The sequence below is a fragment of the Mesorhizobium sp. LSJC280B00 genome (assembly GCF_000502835.1).
Lineage (GTDB): Bacteria > Pseudomonadota > Alphaproteobacteria > Rhizobiales > Rhizobiaceae > Mesorhizobium.
In genome coordinates this window covers 154,316-174,774 of record NZ_AYVL01000001.1, presented here as the reverse complement: position 1 = coordinate 174,774, position 20,459 = coordinate 154,316, and the positions used below count along the sequence as shown (strand labels likewise).

Annotated in this window: 22 protein-coding genes; 10 read left to right on the top strand and 12 right to left on the bottom strand. The window is 62.7% G+C overall.

Annotation, left to right across the window (positions count from 1 at the left end; translation table 11 throughout):
• Positions 1 to 32: 32 nt before the first annotated feature.
• A complete protein-coding gene (locus tag X773_RS41555) occupies positions 33 to 758 on the bottom strand; it encodes a DsbA family protein (protein WP_023674158.1) in 726 nt (241 codons plus the stop codon).
• Between the two features lie 129 nt (positions 759 to 887).
• Complete coding sequence (locus X773_RS41550; protein ID WP_023674157.1) at positions 888 to 1,388, bottom strand: DUF721 domain-containing protein; 501 nt, start codon at positions 1,386 to 1,388, stop codon at positions 888 to 890.
• Positions 1,389 to 1,437: 49 nt separating this feature from the next.
• Here X773_RS41550 and mutY point away from each other — a divergent pair, with 49 nt between their 5' ends.
• Positions 1,438 to 2,550, top strand: a complete 1,113-nt coding sequence (mutY, locus tag X773_RS41545; RefSeq protein WP_023674156.1) for an A/G-specific adenine glycosylase — start codon at positions 1,438 to 1,440, stop codon at positions 2,548 to 2,550.
• An 11-nt stretch (positions 2,551 to 2,561) separates the two neighbouring features.
• Entirely contained in the window at positions 2,562 to 3,173 is a 612-nt protein-coding gene (locus X773_RS41540) for an HAD family phosphatase (RefSeq protein ID WP_023674155.1), read from the top strand.
• Between the two features lie 65 nt (positions 3,174 to 3,238).
• Here X773_RS41540 and X773_RS41535 read toward each other — a convergent pair whose 3' ends face one another.
• Entirely contained in the window at positions 3,239 to 4,372 is a 1,134-nt protein-coding gene (locus X773_RS41535; protein ID WP_023674154.1) for a site-specific DNA-methyltransferase, read from the bottom strand.
• A 180-nt stretch (positions 4,373 to 4,552) separates the two neighbouring features.
• Between X773_RS41535 and X773_RS41530 the strand changes: the two genes are divergently transcribed.
• Complete coding sequence (locus X773_RS41530; protein WP_023674153.1) at positions 4,553 to 5,242, top strand: HAD family phosphatase; 690 nt, start codon at positions 4,553 to 4,555, stop codon at positions 5,240 to 5,242.
• A gap of 38 nt (positions 5,243 to 5,280) precedes the next feature.
• On the opposite strand, the gene X773_RS41525 is transcribed toward X773_RS41530, so the two are convergent.
• A complete protein-coding gene (locus tag X773_RS41525; RefSeq protein WP_023674152.1) occupies positions 5,281 to 5,979 on the bottom strand; it encodes a hypothetical protein in 699 nt (232 codons plus the stop codon).
• Between the two features lie 128 nt (positions 5,980 to 6,107).
• Here X773_RS41525 and thrC point away from each other — a divergent pair, with 128 nt between their 5' ends.
• The 4 genes from thrC to X773_RS41505 are packed head-to-tail and all read left to right on the top strand — an operon-like array spanning position 6,108 to position 12,315.
• Positions 6,108 to 7,505 carry a threonine synthase gene (gene thrC, locus X773_RS41520; protein WP_023674151.1) on the top strand — a complete coding sequence of 466 codons (1,398 nt, stop codon included), beginning with the start codon at positions 6,108 to 6,110 and terminating at the stop codon, positions 7,503 to 7,505.
• A 14-nt stretch (positions 7,506 to 7,519) separates the two neighbouring features.
• Positions 7,520 to 8,812, top strand: coding sequence for a pitrilysin family protein (locus X773_RS41515; RefSeq protein WP_023674150.1), 1,293 nt, complete (start codon positions 7,520 to 7,522; stop codon positions 8,810 to 8,812).
• A gap of 15 nt (positions 8,813 to 8,827) precedes the next feature.
• Positions 8,828 to 9,424: a GNAT family protein gene (locus tag X773_RS41510; RefSeq protein WP_023674149.1), complete on the top strand. Its 597-nt coding sequence runs from the start codon at positions 8,828 to 8,830 to the stop codon at positions 9,422 to 9,424.
• A gap of 2 nt (positions 9,425 to 9,426) precedes the next feature.
• Positions 9,427 to 12,315, top strand: a complete 2,889-nt coding sequence (locus X773_RS41505; protein WP_023674148.1) for an EAL domain-containing protein — start codon at positions 9,427 to 9,429, stop codon at positions 12,313 to 12,315.
• A 24-nt stretch (positions 12,316 to 12,339) separates the two neighbouring features.
• On the opposite strand, the gene X773_RS41500 is transcribed toward X773_RS41505, so the two are convergent.
• Positions 12,340 to 12,948 carry a YqgE/AlgH family protein gene (locus X773_RS41500; RefSeq protein ID WP_031211061.1) on the bottom strand — a complete coding sequence of 203 codons (609 nt, stop codon included), beginning with the start codon at positions 12,946 to 12,948 and terminating at the stop codon, positions 12,340 to 12,342.
• Between the two features lie 147 nt (positions 12,949 to 13,095).
• On the opposite strand from X773_RS41500, the gene X773_RS41495 reads away from it, so the two are divergent.
• From X773_RS41495 to X773_RS41485, 3 genes are all read left to right on the top strand, one after another.
• On the top strand, positions 13,096 to 13,902 hold the full coding sequence (locus X773_RS41495; protein ID WP_023674146.1) for a protein-disulfide reductase DsbD domain-containing protein: 807 nt from the start codon (positions 13,096 to 13,098) through the stop codon (positions 13,900 to 13,902).
• Positions 13,903 to 13,983: 81 nt separating this feature from the next.
• A complete protein-coding gene (locus tag X773_RS41490) occupies positions 13,984 to 14,484 on the top strand; it encodes a peroxiredoxin (protein WP_023674145.1) in 501 nt (166 codons plus the stop codon).
• Between the two features lie 147 nt (positions 14,485 to 14,631).
• Positions 14,632 to 15,111 carry a DUF2938 domain-containing protein gene (locus X773_RS41485; RefSeq protein ID WP_023674144.1) on the top strand — a complete coding sequence of 160 codons (480 nt, stop codon included), beginning with the start codon at positions 14,632 to 14,634 and terminating at the stop codon, positions 15,109 to 15,111.
• Between the two features lie 4 nt (positions 15,112 to 15,115).
• Here X773_RS41485 and X773_RS41480 read toward each other — a convergent pair whose 3' ends face one another.
• The 7 genes from X773_RS41480 to X773_RS41450 all read right to left on the bottom strand — a co-directional run bounded on the left by X773_RS41480 (position 15,116) and on the right by X773_RS41450 (position 20,459).
• A complete protein-coding gene (locus tag X773_RS41480) occupies positions 15,116 to 15,709 on the bottom strand; it encodes a histidine phosphatase family protein (RefSeq protein ID WP_031211060.1) in 594 nt (197 codons plus the stop codon).
• Between the two features lie 42 nt (positions 15,710 to 15,751).
• The gene (gene rnhA, locus X773_RS41475) at positions 15,752 to 16,279 is read right to left on the bottom strand and encodes a ribonuclease HI (protein WP_023674142.1); all 528 of its coding nucleotides are present in this window, start codon (positions 16,277 to 16,279) and stop codon (positions 15,752 to 15,754) included.
• Entirely contained in the window at positions 16,276 to 17,238 is a 963-nt protein-coding gene (locus tag X773_RS41470) for a homoserine kinase (RefSeq protein WP_023674141.1), read from the bottom strand. The genes rnhA and X773_RS41470 overlap by 4 nt, the downstream gene beginning before the upstream one ends.
• Positions 17,239 to 17,243: 5 nt before the next feature.
• Positions 17,244 to 18,248 carry a 4-hydroxy-3-methylbut-2-enyl diphosphate reductase gene (gene ispH / locus X773_RS41465; RefSeq protein WP_023674140.1) on the bottom strand — a complete coding sequence of 335 codons (1,005 nt, stop codon included), beginning with the start codon at positions 18,246 to 18,248 and terminating at the stop codon, positions 17,244 to 17,246.
• 107 nt (positions 18,249 to 18,355) lie between these two features.
• On the bottom strand, positions 18,356 to 19,111 hold the full coding sequence (locus X773_RS41460; RefSeq protein ID WP_023674139.1) for an SURF1 family protein: 756 nt from the start codon (positions 19,109 to 19,111) through the stop codon (positions 18,356 to 18,358).
• Positions 19,108 to 19,494, bottom strand: a complete 387-nt coding sequence (locus X773_RS41455; RefSeq protein ID WP_031211059.1) for a DUF983 domain-containing protein — start codon at positions 19,492 to 19,494, stop codon at positions 19,108 to 19,110. Before X773_RS41455 ends, X773_RS41460 begins: the two co-directional genes overlap by 4 nt.
• An 83-nt stretch (positions 19,495 to 19,577) precedes the next feature.
• Positions 19,578 to 20,459, bottom strand: coding sequence for a cytochrome c oxidase subunit 3 (locus X773_RS41450; protein ID WP_023674137.1), 882 nt, complete (start codon positions 20,457 to 20,459; stop codon positions 19,578 to 19,580).

Below are 20,459 nucleotides of genomic sequence, written 5' to 3'. Positions count from 1 at the left end.
CGAAGCTACGCCGCTTCGGCGCTGCCGAAACGTCAGAGCAGAGGGTCGATGATGGCCGACATTTCCGCAATCGACATCGCCCCTTTGTAGGTCTTTCCGTTGATGAAAAAGGTCGGTGTGGAATCGACCTTGAATTCGTCGGCGCCGCGCTTCTGGACAGATCTCACATCGTCCAGAAGTTTCTGGTCCGTCAAGCAGGCCTCGAAGGACTCCTGTGTAAAACCGGCAAGCTTGGCGATTTGCAGCAGTGCGTCCTTGGTATTGTTCACACCAACCCAGTTCGCCTGCTGCCTGAACAGTACGTCGACCATCGGGAAATAGTTGTCCTTGGAGCAGCGCGCCAGCATGAAACCGGCCTCGGCGCTGGGATCGAACGGAAACTCGCGCAGTATGTAACGGGCCTTGCCGGTGTCGATATATTTCGTCTTCAGCTCCGGAAAAGTGGTCTCGGCGAAATGCGCGCAATGCGGGCAGGTCATCGATGCATATTCGACGATAGTGACCTTTGCATCGTCCTTGCCGAGCTGCATGTCGGGCAATGCGCCGGGCTTCAGCAGTGCCGCCATATCGACCGTGCCCTGAGCCTCCGGCGCCGCCGCGGCGGCCGGAGCGGCCGGCTTCGCAGGTTCCGGAGCCGCAGGCTTCACATCCTGCGCCTCGGCTTTCTCGCCCGAGTCGCTGCAGGCGGCAAGCAGCGCCACCGCTGGTATTGCGGCCAGCGAAGTCAAAAGGTTTCTGCGGGACAAGGAACGGATCATACGAATCACCTGGCAATAGTTGGATTTTGCAATGCAAAGTCTACAAAAAGCGAGAGTTGGCGCGAATTAAGGCATTACCGCCCCTATTCCAATCGCCAAATCCGGGCATACCATCACGATAGCGCGAGATCACGGTTTCTTTTGACCGAGAATGGTGGCGCCAAGCCGCTCCAGCGAGGCGCGCAGCCCGCCGTCCTCGATCAAACCAACGGTGCCCGACAGCTTCGCTTTCTCGGCCGCAGTCAGCGGCCGCAAACTGGGTTTCGGCTTGTCCTTGCCCGCCATTACCGGCTTCTGCACGATCCTGATCCGGCCGATCGCATTGAAACCGAGGAAGGCATTGACCCGGTTGATGATCTCGCCGGTCTCGTGCTGCAGATGCAGTGCCGCTACACCCTCGCAGGCAATCACCAGCACCGCCGGTTCGAAAGGATCGTCCTCATGCATGCGGCGCGGCCACTGGATCTTTTCCGGGCGCGAGCGGCCGGCAAGCCGCGGCCCGGCAATTTCTTCCCATGACTGGACCAGTCCGATCGACATACCGGCCCGCTTGCGCAGCACCGGGTCGAGGATCTCGGTTGCGAGATCGCTCACCGGAACGGGATTGCCGAAGGGCCTTTTCCCTGCCATGTGCGTTCTCCAGCTTCAGCACCAATGGATTAGGGCCGACCCTCGATCAATGGCACTGCACGACCAGACCCGCAAGGCCGTATCCGGAGACAATGTCGAGATCGCCTCCCGGCTGCTTGCCTGGTACGACGCGCATCACCGCGACCTGCCCTGGCGCGTTTCGCCGCGCGCGCTGGCGGGCGGGGCGCGGCCCGATCCCTATCTGGTCTGGCTTTCCGAGGTGATGCTGCAGCAAACCACGGTCGAGGCGGTAAAATCCTATTTTCAGGCGTTCATGCAGAAATGGCCAACGGTCCAGGCGCTGGCGGCGGCACCGACCCAAGACGTCATGAAGGCCTGGGCCGGGCTCGGCTATTATTCCCGCGCCCGTAACCTCAAAGCCTGTGCCGATCTCGTCGCGCGGCAAGGCGGCCGCTTTCCGGACAGCGAGTCCGGCTTGAAGGAACTGCCCGGCATCGGCGCCTATACGGCGGCGGCGATCGCAGCGATCGCCTTCGACCGACCAGCCGCGGTCGTCGACGGCAATGTCGAACGGGTCGTCTCACGGCTGTTTTCGATCGCCACGCCGCTGGGCGAAGCCAAGGGCGAGATACGCGGCCAGGTCGAACGCATGGTTCCCCTGACAAGGCCCGGCGACTTCGCGCAGGCGATGATGGACCTGGGCGCGACGATCTGCACGCCGCGCCGGCCCCGCTGCATTCTGTGCCCCGTTCGCGTGGACTGCAGCGCCACGATCTCGGGCGACCCCGAACGCTTTCCGGTCCGCCTGCCCAAGGCCGAAAGACCCTTACGCCGCGGTGCCGCCTTCGTTGCCGTCAGGTGCGACGGCGCCATCCTTCTGCGCAAGCGCGCGGACAAAGGCCTGCTCGGCGGCATGACTGAGGTGCCGACGACCGGCTGGACGGCGCGCATAGACGGCGCCACCACGGAAGCGGCGGCCCCGCTCCCCGGCAACTGGCAGCAGGCCGGACGCATCGGCCATATCTTTACCCATTTTGCGCTTGAACTCGACGTGTTCAAGGCGGAGACCGACGTTGCCGCCCCGGTCGGGCATTTCTGGTCGCTGGCCCATGAAATTTCCGGGGAAGCGCTGCCGAGCGTCATGAAAAAGGTAATCGAAGCGGCGATGCCGGGCGCGACGAAAAAGCAGCGGCCGCGTTGAAAGAGAGAAGAATGACTGAAATCCGCCACATCGTTTTCGACATCGGCAAAGTGCTGATCCACTATGATCCGGACCTGCCCTTCAGTCGCTTGATCCCCGATCCCGACGAACGGAAATGGTTCTTCGACAATGTCTGCACGCATGATTGGAACATCGAGCAGGATCGCGGCCGCAGTTGGGAAGAGGCCGAAGCGCTGGCGATCGCGCAATATCCCGAGCACGCCGAAAATATCCGCAATTTCCGCCGGCACTGGCACGAGATGGTGCCTCACGCCTATGAGGACAGCGTCGCCATCATGATCGGCCTGATCGACAGCGGCCATGACGTGACGATGCTCACCAATTTCGCTGCGGATACGCTCGCCGAGGCCCGCGAGCGCTTCGATTTCCTCAATCGGCCGCGCGGCGTCACCGTTTCCGGCGACATCCGCCAGATCAAGCCGGATCGCGCCATCTATGACCACCACGTCGCCGCGTTCAGCCTCGAACCGTCAGCGACGCTGTTCATCGACGACAGCCAGAAGAACGTCGACGGCGCCAAGGCGGCGGGCTGGCAGTCGGTGCTGTTCACCGATGCAAAGACGCTCAGGGCGGACCTTGAGCGCCTTGGGATCAAAGTGTGATTTGAATCGGTTCCAGGAGTTGGTTGAGCCTTCGCATTAACCGATCTGTCGCAACTCGGAAGCCGTCAGGCGCCCGCCCGCTCCATGCCTAGCCGAGCAATGCGGCGAAGCTCGTCGATCGGGGTCAGGCCGCCGCTGCGCTCATAATGCCAGAAGGTCCATCCGTTGCAGGCGTCCAGCCCCTGCACCTCGGCGCCGATCTTGTGGATCGACCCGGCACTGTCGCCGATCGCCAGCGTGCCGTCGGCGCGCACTTTTGCCGCCCAGCGCTTCTTGGCGTCGTAAAGCGTGGCGCCTGGCGCCACCAGGCCATTGTCGAGAAGCGTGACGAAGGCGACGCGCGGCTCAGCGCGCTTGCCGGTCAGTACCGTCAAATTGGCGCCTTCCAGCGGCCGGACCGCATCGATACGTTCCATGGCGGCATCGATATAGGTTTGTTCGCGCTCGATGCCGACGAAGTGGCGGCCAAGCCGCTTGGCCACAGCCCCGGTGGTTCCTGAACCGAAGAACGGGTCGAGCACGATGTCGCCCGGCCTGGTCGATGCCGTCATGACGCGGGCAAGCAACGCTTCCGGCTTCTGCGTCGGATGCAATTTGTCACCATTGTCGTTCTTCAGGCGCTCGCCGCCGGTGCAGATCGGAAACAGCCAGTCCGAGCGCATCTGGACGTCGTCGTTCGATGCCTTCAGCGCCTCGTAGTTGAAAGTGTAGCCCTTGCCCTTCTGGTCGCGCGATGCCCAGATCATCGTCTCATGCGCGTTCTGGAAACGGCGGCCACGGAAATTGGGCATTGGATTGGTCTTGCGCCAGACGACGTCGTTGAGGATCCAGAAGCCCAGGTCCTGCATCTTTGCCCCGACCCTGAAAATATTGTGGTAGGAGCCGATAACCCAGATCGTGCCGTTGGGCTTCAACACACGGCGCGCCGCCAGCAGCCAGGCGCGGGTGAAGGCGTCGTAGGCCTCAAAACTGTCGAACTGGTCCCAATGGTCGTCGACGGCATCGACCTTGGATTGGTCGGGCCGGTGCAGATCGCCATCGAGCTGCAAATTATAGGGCGGATCGGCGAAGATCACGTCGATCGACTTTTCCGGCAGCCGTTCGAGCGCGGCGACGCAGTCGCCCTTCAGGATCGTATCCAGCCACTCGGATTGCTGGGGAGCATCGGAAAGCTCGTCGAGAAGACGCACGGCAGACATTGTGACACCCAAGGCACGCGTTACTGTTTACTGTCCGTTATGGTTACCGATCAGCGTAAATATTCAGTGAAGCAGCCCGCCGAATTTGCGAAGCCCGGCCTGTTGGTGTATGCCGCGCCGCCTGAGCCGTTTGGACCAAAGGGCCCTCGGCATTCCCCTCATCCCGCTTTCCGGATCACCATGCCCCAGCCAGACCTTGTCATCTTCGATTGCGACGGCGTGCTCGTCGATTCCGAAATCATCGCCGCGCGGATCGATGCCGAGCTGTTGACCTCGGCCGGCTACGAGATATCGGCCGAGGAGATTTCCGAGGTCTATGCCGGGTTGACTTTCAAGGACATCATGATGCGGGTCGAGGAAAAGTCCCGGATCCCGTTCCAGGCCTCGCTGATCGACAAGGAGGAACAGCTGGTCGATCGTCGGCTGCGCAGCGACGTGCGTGCCATCGACGGGGCGCACGAGGCTGTCGCCGCGGTAGCAGTGCCGCGCTGCGTCTGTTCGAATTCGCGTTCGGAGCGAATCGAATTCATGCTGGAGAAGGTGCAGCTTTTGCCGTTCTTTGCCGGCCGTATCTTTTCCTCGCTGGAAACCCCGACCGGGAAATCCAAGCCGGCGCCGGACGTGTTTCGGTTCGCCGCGGAAAAGCTCAAGGCCGATCCTGCGAACACCTTTGTCATCGAGGATTCGGTGCATGGCGTCACCGGCGCCAAGACGGCGGGAATGCGCGTCATCGGCTTCACCGGCGCGGCGCACAGCTATCCCGGCCACGCCGATGCGCTGACCGAGGCCGGCGCGGAAACGGTCATCCGCCGCTGGGCGGAACTGAAAAGCGTGATCGCCGCGCTGTCGGAATGGTCGGCGGACGCCTGAGAGGCCGCCTCCAACCGCCGTGGCGCGAATGCAGCGGCTCAGTTGGTCGCGGCGGCTTTCTTCTTCCTCGGCTTGTCTGTCGCTACTTTCGGAGCGCCCTCGTCATACCCGGCATATGCCTGGTAGTCCTTCGCCGTCGGCTCCGGAACGACGACGTTGGAATCGGTGAAGACGAACTGCGTGGCACTCGAAGGATCGGTAACCTGGACCTGATAGGAGTGAAGCTGCGAATAGAGAACTTCGGTGCCGTGCATCACCGCGATGCGGATCGGCATGGTGATGGTGCCGGGGGTGAACATCGGGCCAGGCACGACCTTGCCGGCGACGGCTATCTTCATCGACAAGGAGCCGTTGGCGCGGCTGCAGTCGCGGGTCACATCGGTGATCGAAGCCTGATAGATGATCTTGGCGGAATCGTCCGGCTGATCGGCGCCAGCCGCGTCCGCTGCCGGCTGGGCGGCTTCCTCGGCGGCAACATCGGTTTTTTTCTTCGGCTTCGGACCGCTCTTGGCGTAGGTATTGAAGAAGGCAGTGCCGTCACGCAACGTCACTTTCGGGCAATAGGCCTGCAGCTGGCTGGAAAGCACCTTGGGATCGGGTGGCGGTGGCGGTGTCGTATCCTTTTTGCCGAAGCCGAGAATTCCATTGTCGCTCGATTGGCAACCTGCGGCGGCAAGCATAAAGCCGGCGAGCGCCAGACCCGCGACAAAACGACCGTTGAATGAATGAAACGCCATGAACTGCACTTCCCTCTCGCAAAGCCGGTGACGTATATCAACCGCGCGGCAAAAATGCGACTGAGCCTGCGCAGAAATCCACCACCTCGCGGCGGGCGAAAATTCCCGGCAGCAATGGAAACGTGACGATGCAATATGTGAGTACCCGCGGGGAAGCGCCCGCGCTTGGATTTTCCGACGCGGTGCTGGCCGGACTGGCGCGCGACGGCGGGCTCTACCTGCCGAGCGCCTGGCCGCATTTTTCCGCAGCCGAGATCCGCGCCATGCGCGGCCTTGCCTATCCCGATCTTGCCATCCGTGTGCTGTCGCCGTTCCTCGGCGGCGAGATCGCGGCGCCGGTGTTCGAACGGCTGGTGCGCGAAGCCTATGCGACCTTCCGCCATGAGGCCGTCTGCCCGCTCGTGCAGACCGGGCCGAACAGCTTCGTGCTCGAGCTGTTCCACGGCCCGACGCTCGCGTTCAAGGACGTGGCGATGCAGCTTCTTGCGCGGCTGATGGACCATGTGCTGGCCGAGCGCGACCAGCGCGCCACCATTGTCGGTGCCACCTCCGGCGACACCGGAGGGGCCGCCATCGATGCCTTTGCCGGGCGCAACCGCACCGACATCTTCGTGCTTTTCCCGCACGGCCGCGTCTCGCCGGTACAGCAGCGGCAGATGACGACCTCGACCGCCGCAAACGTCCATGCGTTGGCGATCGAAGGCAATTTCGACGACTGCCAGGGCCTGGTAAAGGCCATGTTCAACGACCACGGTTTTCGCGACCGGGTATCGCTGTCCGGCGTCAACTCGATCAACTGGGCCCGCATCATGGCCCAGATCGTCTATTATTTCTCGTCCGGCCTGTCGCTCGGCGCGCCCGACAGGCCGGTTTCCTTCACCGTGCCGACCGGCAATTTCGGCGACATCTTCGCCGGCTATGCCGCCAAGAAGATGGGGCTGCCGATCGAACGGCTGATCATCGCCACCAACGACAACGATATTCTGGCGCGCACGCTGGCGACCGGCGAATACCGCATGAAGGGGGTCTTTTCGACCACGTCGCCCTCGATGGACATCCAGGTGTCTTCGAACTTCGAACGCTTGCTGTTCGAGGCGTCCGGCCGCGATGCCTCGACCGTGCGGCGCTACATGGACGGGCTCAAGCAGTCCGGCGCCTTCACCATCGAGGCCGGGGAAATCGCCAGGATCCGCTCCGAATTCGACGCCGGCCGCGCCACCATGGACGAGGTCGCCGCCACCATCCGCACCACACTTGCGGCGAGCGGCTATCTGCTCGACCCGCATACGGCCGCGGCCGTGCATGTGGCCGCCGGCAAGGCTGCGGGTGAGGTGCCGATGGTGGTGCTGGGCACTGCGCACCCGGCAAAGTTTCCCGCCGCCGTCGAAGCCGCCAGCGGCGTGTCGCCTGCCCTGCCTGCATGGCTAGGCGGGTTGATGAGCGCCGAGGAAAAATACACGGTACTTCCATCCGACCTGAAAATGGTGGAAGATTATCTCGGCCGCCACACGCGGGCGGCGCGTTAGGGAGTAATTGCCATATGGGTGTTGAGGTAAGCCGTCTGTCGAACGGCCTGACAGTCGCCACCGAAACCCTTCCAAGCCTCGAATCTGTTGCCCTTGGCGCCTGGGTCAAGTCGGGCGCACGCAACGAGCGTGACGAAGAGCACGGAATGGCGCACTTGCTCGAGCACATGGCTTTCAAGGGCACCAGGCGGCGAAGCGCCTTCGAGATTGCCTCGGAGATCGAGGACGTCGGCGGCGAGATCAATGCCGCCACCAGCGTCGAGACGACCTCCTATTATGCAAGGGTTCTGAGCGACGACGTGCCGCTGGCCGTCGATATCCTTTCCGACATCCTGCAGGAATCCGAATTCGATCCGCAGGAGTTGGAACGAGAGCAGCATGTGATTCTGCAGGAGATCGGCGCCGCGCACGATACGCCCGACGACGTCGTTTTCGATCACTTTACCGAGACCGCCTTCCGCCACCAGACTATCGGCCGCTCGATTCTTGGCACGCCGGAAACCGTCAAATCCTTCACTTCGAAGCAGCTGCACGACTTCATCGAACGACAGTACGGTGCCGAGAACATGGTGATGGTGGCGGCCGGCGATATCAAGCACGACGATTTCGTGCGGGAAGTCGAAAAGCGTCTCGGCAGCTTCCGCGGCAAGGCCGACGGCACCATCCCGCAATATGCGCAGTATGTCGGCGGCGATTTTCGCGAGGACCGCGACCTGATGGACGCCCAGATCGTGCTGGGTTTCGAGGGCCGCGCCTATCACGTCCGCGATTTCTATGCCTCCCAGGTCCTGTCGATGATCCTGGGCGGCGGCATGTCGTCGCGACTTTTCCAGGAAGTCCGCGAAAAACGCGGCCTGTGCTATTCGGTCTATGCCTTCCATTGGGGTTTTTCCGACACCGGCGTCTTCGGGGTCCATGCGGCGACCGGACAAAGCGATATTGCCGAGCTGGTGCCTGTGATCATTGACGAGCTGCAAAAGGCCGGTGAAAACATCCTGCAGGAGGAGCTTGACCGGGCGCGTGCCCAATACCGCGCCGGGCTGATCATGTCGGCCGAGAGCCCGGCCAGCCGCGCCTCCCAGATCGCCAGGCAGTTGCTTCTGTTCGGCAGGCCGATCGCCAAGGAAGAGCTGATGGAGCGGCTGGCGGCGTTGACTGTCGAGCGGCTGACGGATCTGTCGTCCCGGCTTTTTTCGACCAAGCCGACGCTTACAGCCGTCGGGCCGGTGGGTACGCTCGCGCCCTATGAGGCAATCCTCGATTCGCTTTCGGGCACGCAGACCACTGCCCGTAAGCTTGCCGTCTAAGCCTATTCGAGCGTCGTGTTCGCGCTCCCTTTCTTTCGCCGCGACCTGCCGGCACTGAAGGGCGAGCTTGTCACGCTGCGCGTACCGCTGACCAACGACTATCGCGAGTGGTCGGTGCTGCGCAGTGAAAGCCGCGCTTTTCTTGAGCCGTGGGAGCCGCGATGGACCCCTGACGAACTCGACCGCACGGCGTGGCGGCATCGTATCGGGCGCTACCGCGAGGACTACGCGCAGGGGACGGCGATCGCCTTCTTCATCTTCGAGAAAAGCAGCGGCAGGCTGGCCGGCGGTATCACCCTCGGCAATATCCGCCACGGGGTCGCCCAAAGCGGCCATATCGGCTACTGGATCGGCGAGCGCTTCAGCGGACGCGGCCTGATGACCGATGCCGTCAAGGTGGTGACGCGTTTCGCCTTCGAAACGCTGCGATTGCACCGGATCGAAGCTGCCTGTATTCCCGACAACGCCCGGTCGATCCGCGTGCTTGAAAAAGCCGGATTCCGGCGCGAAGGACTGCTACGATCCTATCTCAGGATCAACGGCATCTGGCAGGACCATTACCTATACGCCCGAATCGCGGACGATCCGCCGGGCGTTGGAACAAAGGACTGATTTTGACGAATTTTCTGCGCAAGGGGTCGCTGCTTGCCTTTATGCTGGCGGCAATCGTCACGCTCTGCGCGGCATCCTCGGCGTTTGCCGTAGAACCGATCAAGATCGCCCGCGACGACGTTGCGCTCGATCTTTCGGGGGCCGTCTCGATCTACCGGAACCAGGGCGAGAATTTTCAGGTGTCGACCGCGCCAGGCCCGGACGGCATCGTGCGGCGCATCGAGGTCGAGGCAAATGATGCGCGCTCGACCGGTGACTGGGCGGTGTTCGCGCTCGCTAATACCACCGACCAGCAGCTCGACAGGCTGATTGTCGCACCGCATTTCCGGCTGGTGAATTCCGGCCTGTTCTGGCCGGATCTCGGCTCGACCCGTATCGCTGCGATCACGCCCAGCGAAGGCTTTGCGCTCGACCGTCAGACCAGCCCCGACGCCGACGTGTTCCGGGTGACGTTGAACCCCGGAACGGTGATTACCTTCATCGCCGAGCTCGCCTCGCCCAAGCTGCCGCAGGTCTATCTGTGGGATCCTGAATCCTACAAGGACTCGGTCAATTCCTACACGCTGTTTCGTGGCATCGTCATCGGCATCGCCGGCCTGCTGGCGCTGTTCCTGACCATTCTTTTCGTCGTCAAGGGGACCTCGATGTTCCCGGCAACGGCGGCCCTAGCCTGGGCGGTGCTTGCCTATATCTGCGTCGATTTCGGCTTTCTCAACAAGATCATAGAGATCTCACCGGGCAATGAGCAGATGTGGCGCGCCGGAACGGAGGTGGCGCTCGCGGCGACCTTCGTGGTGTTCCTGTTTGCCTATCTCAACCTCAACCGGTGGCACGGCCATTTCAGCTACGGCGCACTGGTCTGGATTCTCGGGCTGGTGCTGATCGCCGGTGTCGCCATCATCGATCCGGCGGTTGCCGCCGGCATTGCCAGGCTGTCCTTCGCCGCCACCGCGCTGACCGGGCTCGGCCTGATCATCTTCCTCGGTATCCGCGGTTACGACCGCGCCATCATGCTGGTGCCCAGTTGGGTGATGGTTCTGCTGTGGCTATGCGGATCGTGGATGGCAATCACCGGCATGCTGGACAACGATATCGCTCAGCCGGCGCTGGGCGGTGGGCTGATCCTCATCATCCTGCTGATCGGCTTCACCGTGATGCAGCACGCTTTTGCCGGCGGCGCGCTGCATCAGGGCCTGTTCTCCGACCTTGAGCGGCAGGCGCTGGCGGTTGCCGGATCGGGCGATACTGTGTGGGACTGGGACGTGCTGCGCGACCGCGTCGTCACTCGTCCCGACGTCAGCATTCAGCTCGGTCTTGCCCCCAACAGCCTCGGCGGCCCTGCCCGCAACTGGCTGCCGGTGCTGCATGCCGACGACCGCGACACGTTTCGCACGACACTCGACGTGGTGCTCGAGCACCGGCGCGGCCGGGTGTCGCAAAACTTTCGCCTGCGCGGCGCCGACGGGCACTATCACTGGTTTTCGTTGCGCGCCCGGCCGGTGATCGGCTCGGACGGCGAGGTCATCCGCTGCGTCGGCACCATGGTCGACGTGACGGAGCAGAAGAAATCCGAGGAACGGCTGCTGCATGACGCCGTGCACGACAATCTGACCGGCCTGCCCAACCGCGAGCTGTTCATGAACCGGCTGGAGGCGATCATTTCGATTGCCCGCACCGAAGAGAAGGTGCGCCCGACCGTCTTCGTCATCGACATAGACCGGTTCAAGCAGGTCAATGACGGGCTCGGCATCTCGGCCGGCGATACCATCCTTTTGACTATCGCGCGGCGGCTGCACCGACTGCTCAAGCCGAAGGATTCGCTGTCGCGCTTTGCCGGCGACCAGTTCGCGCTGATGCTTTTGTCGGAGCAGGATCCGGCCCGCATCGCGGCCATTGCCGATGCCATCAAGCACGCCATCAACAACCCGATCACCTTCGCCAAGCGCGAGATCGTGCTGACGGCCTCGATCGGGCTGATCACCTGGACCGCCACGCAGACCTCGGCCGAGGACATGGTCAAGGATGCCGAGCTTGCCATGCATCAGGCCAAGCGCTTCGGCGGCGACCGGATCGAGCCGTTCCGTCCCGCCTTCCGCACCGTCGGCACCGACCGGCTGCAGTTCGAGTCCGATCTGCGCCGCGCCATCGAACGACGCGAATTCACGCTTGCCTACCAGCCGATCGTGCGGCTGGAGGACGGCAGCGTCGCAGGCTTCGAAGCGCTGCTGCGCTGGGACCATCCGCGGCGCGGCATGATCCCGCCGGCGGATTTCATTCCGGTTGCCGAAAACTGCGGCCTGATCGTGCAGCTTGGGCTGTTTGCCATGCAGCAGGCTGCCGAAGACCTGGCGGGATGGCAAAAGCAGATCGGCGATGCGCCGCTGTCGGTCTCGGTCAATCTGTCCAGCCGCCAGCTCATCCGCCGCGACCTGGTCAGCGACGTCCGCTCGGTGATCGCGCGAGCCAACCTGAAACCGCGCTGCTTCCGGCTCGAACTCACCGAATCGCTGGTGATGGACAATCCCGAGCAGACCGCCCATGTGCTGACCAAGTTGAAGCAGCTTGGCATCGGCCTGTCGCTGGATGATTTCGGCACCGGCTATTCATCGCTGGCCTATCTGACGCGCTTTCCGTTCGACACTATCAAGATCGACAAGAGCTTCGTCGACGACGCGACGCCGAAACGTGCGGTGCTGCTCAAATCCATGGTCAACATGGCGCATGAACTCGGCCTGTCGGTTGTCGCCGAAGGCATTTCGGACGAGAGCGATGCGCTGGAGTTGCGGCAGATGGGCTGCGAATACGTGCAGAGCTTCATGTTCGGCGCGCCGATGCCGGGCGACCAGGTGCTGAAGACGCTGAAGGAACAGTATCCGCTCACTCAAGCGTGACAAGTTTCGGGGACGTGATGAGGCTCAGGCGTGACCGGCAGCCAGGCTGAGATGCGCGAGATCGATGCCGATCGAGGCGAGGATCCGGTCATATTTGCGATCGATGTCGGCGTCGAACAGAAGCTCGGCACTTGCCGGGCAAGTCAGCCAGCCATTCTCGACGATCTCGTTTTCAAGCTGGCCTGCACCCCAGCCGGCATAGCCGAGCGCCATCAGAGCCCGCCGGGGTCCGCGGCCGGAGGAGATGGCGCGCAATATGTCGACGGTCGCGGTGAGACAGACATCATCGGACACGGCGAGCGAGGATTCCACCCGGTAGTCGCCCGAATGCAGAACGAAGCCGCGGCTGCGATCCACCGGTCCGCCATTGCGCACGACGAAGTCGCGCGCCGGCGGCGGCAGGCGAATTGCCTCCAGCTCGTTCATGATGCCAAGTTGCACGAGCAGGTCCGGAAACAGCATCTGCTGCGTCTGGTTGATGATCAGCCCCATCGCGCCTTCGTCGCTGTGCGCGCAAATGTAGATGACGGAGCGCGTGAAGCGGTCGTCCTTCATGCCGGGCATGGCAATCAGGAACTGATCGTCGAGAAAGCCGGGTCCTGCGGCCGTCCTTTTATGGCGCAACAAATCCATGGCCACAGCGTAACGCGTTTCCGGGGCGTCGAAAAGATGGGCGGCGCCCGATTTGATCAGGCTCAAAAGCCGAAGGTCACGCAAATATGATGCCGGCGGCGTCATGAAATCATTGCGCGGCCATCAACGGACGATCAAATCATCGCCATGCAAAGCTTGAAAATCCTGCTGCTTGGTGTGGCCATTGGATCGGCGACCGGCTTCCCCGCCTCAGCCTCCTCGTCGGCCTGGTACAACAGCGAAGGCGGCAGGGTGCGGCTGGTAACAAGCGGCAAAGCCGACGAGGCCGGACGTCTCCAGGGCGTCCTCGACATTGCGCTGAAGCCCGGCTGGAAAACCTATTGGCGCGATCCGGGCGATGCGGGCGTGCCGCCACAGATCGACGTCTCGGCCAGCACCAACATTGCCGACGCGACGCTTTCGTTTCCGCCGCCGCAGCGCCACGATGACGGCTATGGCAAATGGGCCGGCTACGACCACCCGGTTTCGTTGCCGGTGACGTTCACGCTTGCCGCGCCCGGCCAACCGGCCGTCATCGATGCGGACATCTTCCTCGGCATTTGCGAAACCATCTGCATCCCGGTGCAGACAAGGCTGACCGTCGATCCCGGCGCCGATCCCGACAACGCCGAGGATGCGGCACTGGTCAAGGCGGGCCTTGCAACCCTGCCCGCCACGGCAACGCCCGATTTCGGCATAAACGTACTGCCGGGCGACCACGAAACGCTGATTGTCGAAGCGAGCTTTCCGGGCAGCCCCGAGGGCGCCGACTTCTTCGTTGCCGGCGAACGCGACTACATGTTCGGTGCCCCGGCACGCAGCGAAAAGGATGGCAAGCTGATCTTTACTGTACCGATCCTCGACAGGCCGTCGACAACGCCAACCGATGGCGGCCTGCACTACACACTGACAAGTGCCGCAGGCGCGGTCGAAGGCCTGTTGCCATTCCCGTGATGCCAACGTCTGGACGGTTGCCGGGCGCGCCTTAATTCGCTATCGCAAGGAGCTCCCTTCCATTTCCAAGCGAGGACCATCATGACGATCTCCGTTGGCGACAAACTGCCCGATGCGACCTTCAAGACAATGACCGCCGACGGTGCAAGGCCGATCACGACGGGCGAGATATTCTCAGGAAAGAAGGTCGTGCTGTTTGGCGTTCCAGGCGCCTTCACGCCGACCTGCAGCAACAATCATCTGCCCGGCTACCTGGACAATTACGACGCCATCCTGGCGCGCGGCGTCGACACTATCGCCGTTGTCTCGGTCAACGATGTTCACGTCATGGGGGCTTGGGCCCGCTTCAGCGGCGGTGAAGGCAAAATCCTTTATCTTGCCGATGGCAATGGCGATTTCGCCAAATCGGTCGGCCTCGACGCCGACCTCTCCAGCGGCGGCATGGGGCTACGCTCGAAGCGTTTTTCGATGATCGTCGATGACGGCAAGGTCACCGCACTCAATGTCGAGACAAAGCCCGGCGTCGACGAATCCGGTGCGGCTCACATTCTCGGACAGCTTTCCGTCCTGGCGACAGCCTAGGCCAGGCACGGCAAAGGGCGCCTTCGAGCGCTCAACGTCCAAAGGACGCTGACTTTTGCATCGGCGCATGATCCTTCCGAAAGCCGACCCGGTTTTCGGGACCATGCGTCGGCTCTTCGGGACTGCTTGCTTTTGGGGACCTCGATTATGTCTGACATCGTCTGGCGCAGCGTCGCGATCGGCATCGGCGCAACCGCGCTTATGGATGTCTGGGCGATTTTCCTGAGCAAGGCGTTTGCTCAACCGCGGCCGAACTGGGGGCTGGTCGGCCGCTGGGTCTGGCATCTCAGGGAAGGCAAGGTCTTCCATGACGACATTGGCAAGGCCTCGCCCTACCCGCATGAATCAGTACTTGGCTGGGCCTTTCATTATGCTGTCGGCATCGTCTACGGCTTCATACTGGTCGTGCTGGCCGGAACGGCCTGGCTCACCGCGCCGACCTTCCTGCCGGCCTTTATCATCAGCATGGTCACCGTCGGCGCCGGCTGGTTTCTGCTGGCGCCCGGCATGGGCGCCGGCTGGGCCGCTTCGAAGCGGCCCAATCCGATGCAGGTCCGCGCCCTCAATCTTGTGTCGCACACGGTGTTCGCAATCGGACTGTTCGGCACCGCCCTGCTGATCCGATAGGTAATTAACTGTCGCGGCGCTGCGTCGGCCTGTCGATCGGCTGCCATCCATGGATAACGCGACGCGCGCTGATATCGTATGCGAAGTAGTTCCCACCGCCCGCTGGCTGATCCGCCTCGCGGCTGATTTCCCGACCGCTCAAAGAGAGCAGCAGGAGCGTTCCGACACCTCCGTGACCTATGAAAGCAACGTCGACGGCGGCGTCGGTGCGTAGCACAGTGTCTACCTCGCTTAGAATACGACGCTGGGCTTCGATAGCTGGCTCCCATCCACGAATGCTGCTGTTTGGATTGGCGAAGAATTGGTCGGCGACCGCTTCGAACTCCGATGGCGGCAGGAAACCGGTTGCCGATCGGTCATTCTCATGCATCCGTTCCCTCACCTCGACTGCAAGGCGGAGATGCCTTCCGAGTATCTCGGCGGTTTCTATCGCCTTGCGTTCACCCGACGACACGATCCGCCGGATCGACCCAACCCACGGCTGATCGAGCATTGCAGATGTTCTCGCTCGCCCGATGTCGGACAGTCCCCACTCCGGCACTGGAACGTTGGCATCGACCTGAACCTGGGGATGCGTGATGTAGTATGCAATCGGCATGATAAGAGCTTTCCTGCCAGAGAGCGGACCCGCAGCCGGAATTCAATAGCTTTGCGTCGAGCGCCGCGCCTTTGTGGCGGCCGGCTGCTTTGACTGCGAACCTGGTTCTGGCGCCGCAGTCTTGACGAGGCCTTTCTTGAATGGCGCCATGCCGAGCCGCGCCAATTCGTCGGCGCGCTCGTTCTCGGGATGGCCGGCATGGCCCTTGACCCAATGCCAGGTGACCTGATGGCGGTTACGCGCCGCGTCGAGCTGCTGCCACAGCTCGGCATTCTTCACCGGCTGCCTGGCGGCCGTCTTCCAGCCGTTGCGCTTCCAGCCGTCGATCCAGCTGAAAATACCGTCCTTGACATAGTTGCTGTCGGTATAAAGATCGACGGCGCAGGGCTCCTTGAGCGCATTAAGCGCCGAGATGGCCGCCAACAGTTCCATACGGTTGTTGGTGGTGGCAGCCTCGCCGCCATGGAGCTCCTTAATTGCGCCGTTGAAGCGCAGGATTGCGCCCCAGCCGCCAGGCCCGGGATTGCCCGAACAGGCACCATCGGTGAAGATTTCAACGCGCTTGGTCATGTCAGTCCATATTCGGAAGGAGAGTTGATCGCCCGGTGGAAGCGCATCCGGCGGATATACTCGGTCGGGTCGCGTTTCATCACCAGCCCGCCGTCCGGGACCGTCAGCCAGTCGTAGAGCCGGGTCAGCATGAAGCGCAGCGCCGAGCCGCGCGCCAGCATCGGCAGCGCAGCTTTCTCGTCACTGCTCAACGGCCGCACGCTTTGGTAGCCGGCAAGCAGCGCCGTGCCCTTGGTCAGATTGAAGGAAAAATCCTTCTCGAAGCACCAGGCGTTCAGGCACGTGGCAACGTCATAGGCGTAGAGGTCGTTGCAGGCGAAATAGAAGTCGATCAGCCCGGACAGTTTCTCGCCGAGGAAGAACACATTGTCCGGGAAAAGATCGGCATGGATGATGCCTCGCGGCAGACCGTTCGGCCAGTTCCGCTCGAAATCGGCGAAATCGGCATCGACCTCGGCAGCCAGTCCCGGCTCGACCTCGTCGGCGCGGGCGCGGGCGGCATTCCACAGCTTGCGCCAGCCATCGATGGCAAGGGCGTTGGGGCGGGTCATCGGAAAATCCGCGCCGGCGAGATGCAGTGCCGCCAGCGCCTTGCCGACCTCGCCGCAATGCGCAGCCGTCGGCCGCCGCAGCGACAGGCCTTCGAGAAAGGTGATGATGACCGCCGGCCGGCCGGCAAGTGTTCCGATCACACCGCCATCATGTGCGGTGACCGGGAGCGGGCACGAAATGCCCTTTCTGGCGAGGTGGGCCATGAGGCCGAGAAAGAACGGCAGGTCAGCCTTGTCGACGCGCTTCTCGTAAAGCGTCAGGATGTAGGAGCCGCTGCTGGTGTGCAGCAGAAAATTCGAGTTTTCGGTACCTTCGGCGATGCCCTTGTAGGACAAGAGGTCGCCGACCGGATAGTTCCTGAGGAATGCGCCGAGCTCGCCCTCGTTGACGTCGGTGTAAACCGCCATCGTTGCTACGCGGCCCCGTTGACGAAGGCCATGTCGGCAGCCGTCAGTTCGACATCGCGCAACACCCGCATCACCGGAAAGTCCTCCGTCTCCGTCGCCGTCACGGCCAGCTCGATGGTCACGTCGAAGCGCTGCCTGAACGCATCGACGATCTCGTCGACGATGATCTCCGGCGCCGAGGCGCCCGCCGACAGGCCGAGCGTCGAAATGCCGGCAATCTCATTCCACGGAATTTCGGAGGCGCGCTGCACAAGAAGCGACATCGAGGCGCCGGCGCGCTCGGCCACTTCGACCAGGCGCCGCGAGTTGGAGGAGTTAGGTGCGCCGACAACCAGGAAGAGATCGGCGCCGGCCGCTGTTTCCTTGACCGCTTCCTGGCGATTGGTGGTGGCATAACAGATCGATTCCGCCGCCGGCGCGTGCAGCTCGGGAAAACGCTGCCGCAGGGCGCGGATAATACCGGCGGTGTCCTCGACCGACAGCGTCGTCTGGGTGACGAAGCCGAGCGCTTGCGAGTCTGCGGGCACGAAGCTTGCGGCGTCGGCCTCGGTCTCGATCAGAGTGACCGCGCCGTCCGGCAACTGGCCCATTGTGCCGATCACCTCCGGATGCGCGGCATGGCCGATCAAGAGCACGTGGCGGCCAAGCCGCTGATGGCGCATCGCCTGCTTATGGACTTTCGAGACCAGCGGGCAAGTCGCGTCGAGATAGAACAGGTTGCGGGACTGGGCGTCGGCCGGCACAGATTTCGGCACGCCATGCGCCGAAAAGACGACCGGGCTCTGGCGATGCTCGGGCGGGATCTCGGAGAGCTCCTCGATGAACACCGCGCCAAGGCTTTGCAGCCCTTCGACGACGTAGCGGTTGTGCACGATCTCGTGGCGGACATAGACCGGCGCGCCGTATTTCTTCAGCGCCAGCACGACGATCTGGATGGCACGGTCAACGCCCGCACAGAAACCGCGGGGCTGGCAGAGCCGGATGGTCAGCGGCGGCTTTGTATAAAGCATGATTGCATCTTACGCTGATTGTAGGCCGGTTGATCGGACTATGACTTCTGAGCTCAAGGCGCGAAATGAGGTGCGCGGCCCTGCCCTGTCAAGGGTAGTGGCGGCGATCATTGGTCTTTCGCCGGGCGGCGGAGCCAGGAGATCAGGACGCCGGCAAGGGCGGCGGCAAGGCCGTACCAGGTTATCGCATATTGCAGATGGCTGTTCGGCAGGTCGATGACGGTGACACCTCCAACTGGCAGCCCGCCGGGGTTGGGCGTGGCGTTCGCATCGATGAAGATCGGCACCAGCGCCGCACCTGTCGGCAGGCCGGCGCTCGAGGCCATCGCGTCACGATCTTTCCAGTAGAAGATATTCTTCTGCGGATCATTGTCGGGAAGCATCATCGAGGGCTTGGCCGGCAGCGGGTTGCGGGCGAGCCCCGTCACCGTCACTTTGCCCGTTACCTGCCCCTGCGGCCGCTTGGCTGGATCCTTGAAATCGTAAGGCACGAAGCCGCGGTTGATCAGCACGAAACGGCCATCGTCGAGCTGTAGCGGCGTGAAGACGTTGAAACCGGACTGGCCTTCCCAGGTGGCGAGGAAATGCCGCTCGTCTTGATGCAGGAAAGTGCCGGTCACTGTCACCGGCGTGTAGTCCACGTCGCCGGCGGCAGCAAACCGCTTTTCGAGCTCGGCCAATGGCACAGGCGCCGAATGCGTGCGCTGGTCTATCGTCTGGAGAAGGCCCTCTTTCCAGTGCAGGCGCTGAACCTGCCAGGTGCCGAGCGCCAGCAGGATCAAAAACACGACGATACCCAGGCCGAGTGCCAATGCGCGCTTCGGCCGCGACCGGCCGGCCACCGAACCGGATGCCTCGCTCATTCGCCGCGGTCCAGCCGGCCCTCGGCCGCCTTGTTGCGGTATTGCAGCGTCAGCAGCACGCCCTTGATCAGCCGGAGCGCCGCCAGGCAAAGCACCAGCGTCAGCGGAATCCACAGCAGCAGATGCAGCCAGAGCGGCGGATTGAGCGTCACCTCCATCCACAACGCCAGGCCGACGACGATAAAGCCGATGATCAGGATAACGAACACCGCCGGCCCGTCGCCGGCATCGGCGAAGGAATAATCGAGGCCGCAATTGGAGCAGCGATCATCGACCGTGAGGAACCCGGAGAACAGCTTGCCCTCGCCACAGCGGGGGCAGCGGCCATGCAAGCCGGCCGAGATCGGATCGATTGGTGGCCAGATCGCCTTGTCGTCGCTCATGAGGTCCATCCTAGGAGCATTTGCCGCAAAAGATAAGGCGGCCACGTCGCCGCAGCCGCCTTGTCGATTTCCTCAGCTCGATCTCAGTGCGGTTCGATCATCGCGCCGTTCGATGCCCAGACGTAGATCGAGGCAAACAGGAACAGCCACACCACGTCGACGAAGTGCCAATACCAGGCGGCGGCCTCGAAGCCGAAATGCTGCTTGGGCGTGAAGTCGCCCTTCATGGCGCGGATCAGGCAGACCAACAGGAAGATCGTGCCGATGATGACGTGGAAACCATGGAAGCCGGTCGCCATGAAGAAGGTGGCGCCGTAGATCGAATCCCTGAAGCCGAACGGCGCGTGCATGTACTCGTAGGCCTGCACCATGGTGAACAGCATGCCGAGGCCGACGGTCAGCACCAAGCCATTGATCAGGCCCTTGCGGTCGCCGTGGATGAGCGAGTGGTGCGCCCAGGTCACCGTGGTACCTGACAGAAGCAGGATGACGGTGTTGTAGAGCGGCAGATGGAAAGGGTCGAGAACTTCGAGGCCCTTGGGTGGCCAGACGCCGCCGGTGAAGGCGGTACGGGCGTATTGATGGACCTCGCCCGGAAACAGGCTGGCGTCGAAGAAGGCCCAGAACCAGGCGACGAAGAACATCACCTCGGAGGCGATGAACATGATCATGCCGTAGCGCAGATGCAGCGACACGACACGGGTGTGGTGTCCCTCATGCGCTTCCTTGATCGTATCCGACCACCAGGCGAACATCGTGTAGATGACGATCAGCAGGCCGATGAAGAACAGCCATGGATTGGCGACATTGAAACCGAAGATCGGGAAATCGCCGCCCTTGAGGTATTGCATGTAACAGACGCCGCCGAACGCGGTCACCAGCGCCCCGACGGAGCCCAGGAAAGGCCACGGGCTCGGGTCGACAAGGTGGTAGTCATGTTGTGGTTTTGCGTGTGCGTCTGCCAT

Coding starts and splice junctions, on each gene's coding strand:
- X773_RS41480 (WP_031211060.1), bottom strand. CDS start 15,709: ATGCCGATTGCATACTACATCACGCATCCCCAGGTTCAGGTCGATGCC.
- X773_RS41460 (WP_023674139.1), bottom strand. CDS start 19,111: ATGAGCGAGGCATCCGGTTCGGTGGCCGGCCGGTCGCGGCCGAAGCGC.
- X773_RS41555 (WP_023674158.1), bottom strand. CDS start 758: ATGATCCGTTCCTTGTCCCGCAGAAACCTTTTGACTTCGCTGGCCGCA.
- rnhA (WP_023674142.1), bottom strand. CDS start 16,279: ATGACCAAGCGCGTTGAAATCTTCACCGATGGTGCCTGTTCGGGCAAT.
- X773_RS41515 (WP_023674150.1), top strand. CDS start 7,520: ATGGGTGTTGAGGTAAGCCGTCTGTCGAACGGCCTGACAGTCGCCACC.
- X773_RS41450 (WP_023674137.1), bottom strand. CDS start 20,459: ATGGCAGACGCACACGCAAAACCACAACATGACTACCACCTTGTCGAC.
- X773_RS41540 (WP_023674155.1), top strand. CDS start 2,562: ATGACTGAAATCCGCCACATCGTTTTCGACATCGGCAAAGTGCTGATC.
- ispH (WP_023674140.1), bottom strand. CDS start 18,248: ATGCTTTATACAAAGCCGCCGCTGACCATCCGGCTCTGCCAGCCCCGC.
- X773_RS41525 (WP_023674152.1), bottom strand. CDS start 5,979: ATGGCGTTTCATTCATTCAACGGTCGTTTTGTCGCGGGTCTGGCGCTC.
- X773_RS41455 (WP_031211059.1), bottom strand. CDS start 19,494: ATGAGCGACGACAAGGCGATCTGGCCACCAATCGATCCGATCTCGGCC.
- X773_RS41495 (WP_023674146.1), top strand. CDS start 13,096: ATGCAAAGCTTGAAAATCCTGCTGCTTGGTGTGGCCATTGGATCGGCG.
- thrC (WP_023674151.1), top strand. CDS start 6,108: ATGCAATATGTGAGTACCCGCGGGGAAGCGCCCGCGCTTGGATTTTCC.
- X773_RS41470 (WP_023674141.1), bottom strand. CDS start 17,238: ATGGCGGTTTACACCGACGTCAACGAGGGCGAGCTCGGCGCATTCCTC.
- X773_RS41535 (WP_023674154.1), bottom strand. CDS start 4,372: ATGTCTGCCGTGCGTCTTCTCGACGAGCTTTCCGATGCTCCCCAGCAA.
- X773_RS41500 (WP_031211061.1), bottom strand. CDS start 12,948: ATGGATTTGTTGCGCCATAAAAGGACGGCCGCAGGACCCGGCTTTCTC.
- X773_RS41530 (WP_023674153.1), top strand. CDS start 4,553: ATGCCCCAGCCAGACCTTGTCATCTTCGATTGCGACGGCGTGCTCGTC.
- X773_RS41485 (WP_023674144.1), top strand. CDS start 14,632: ATGTCTGACATCGTCTGGCGCAGCGTCGCGATCGGCATCGGCGCAACC.
- X773_RS41550 (WP_023674157.1), bottom strand. CDS start 1,388: ATGGCAGGGAAAAGGCCCTTCGGCAATCCCGTTCCGGTGAGCGATCTC.
- X773_RS41490 (WP_023674145.1), top strand. CDS start 13,984: ATGACGATCTCCGTTGGCGACAAACTGCCCGATGCGACCTTCAAGACA.
- mutY (WP_023674156.1), top strand. CDS start 1,438: ATGGCACTGCACGACCAGACCCGCAAGGCCGTATCCGGAGACAATGTC.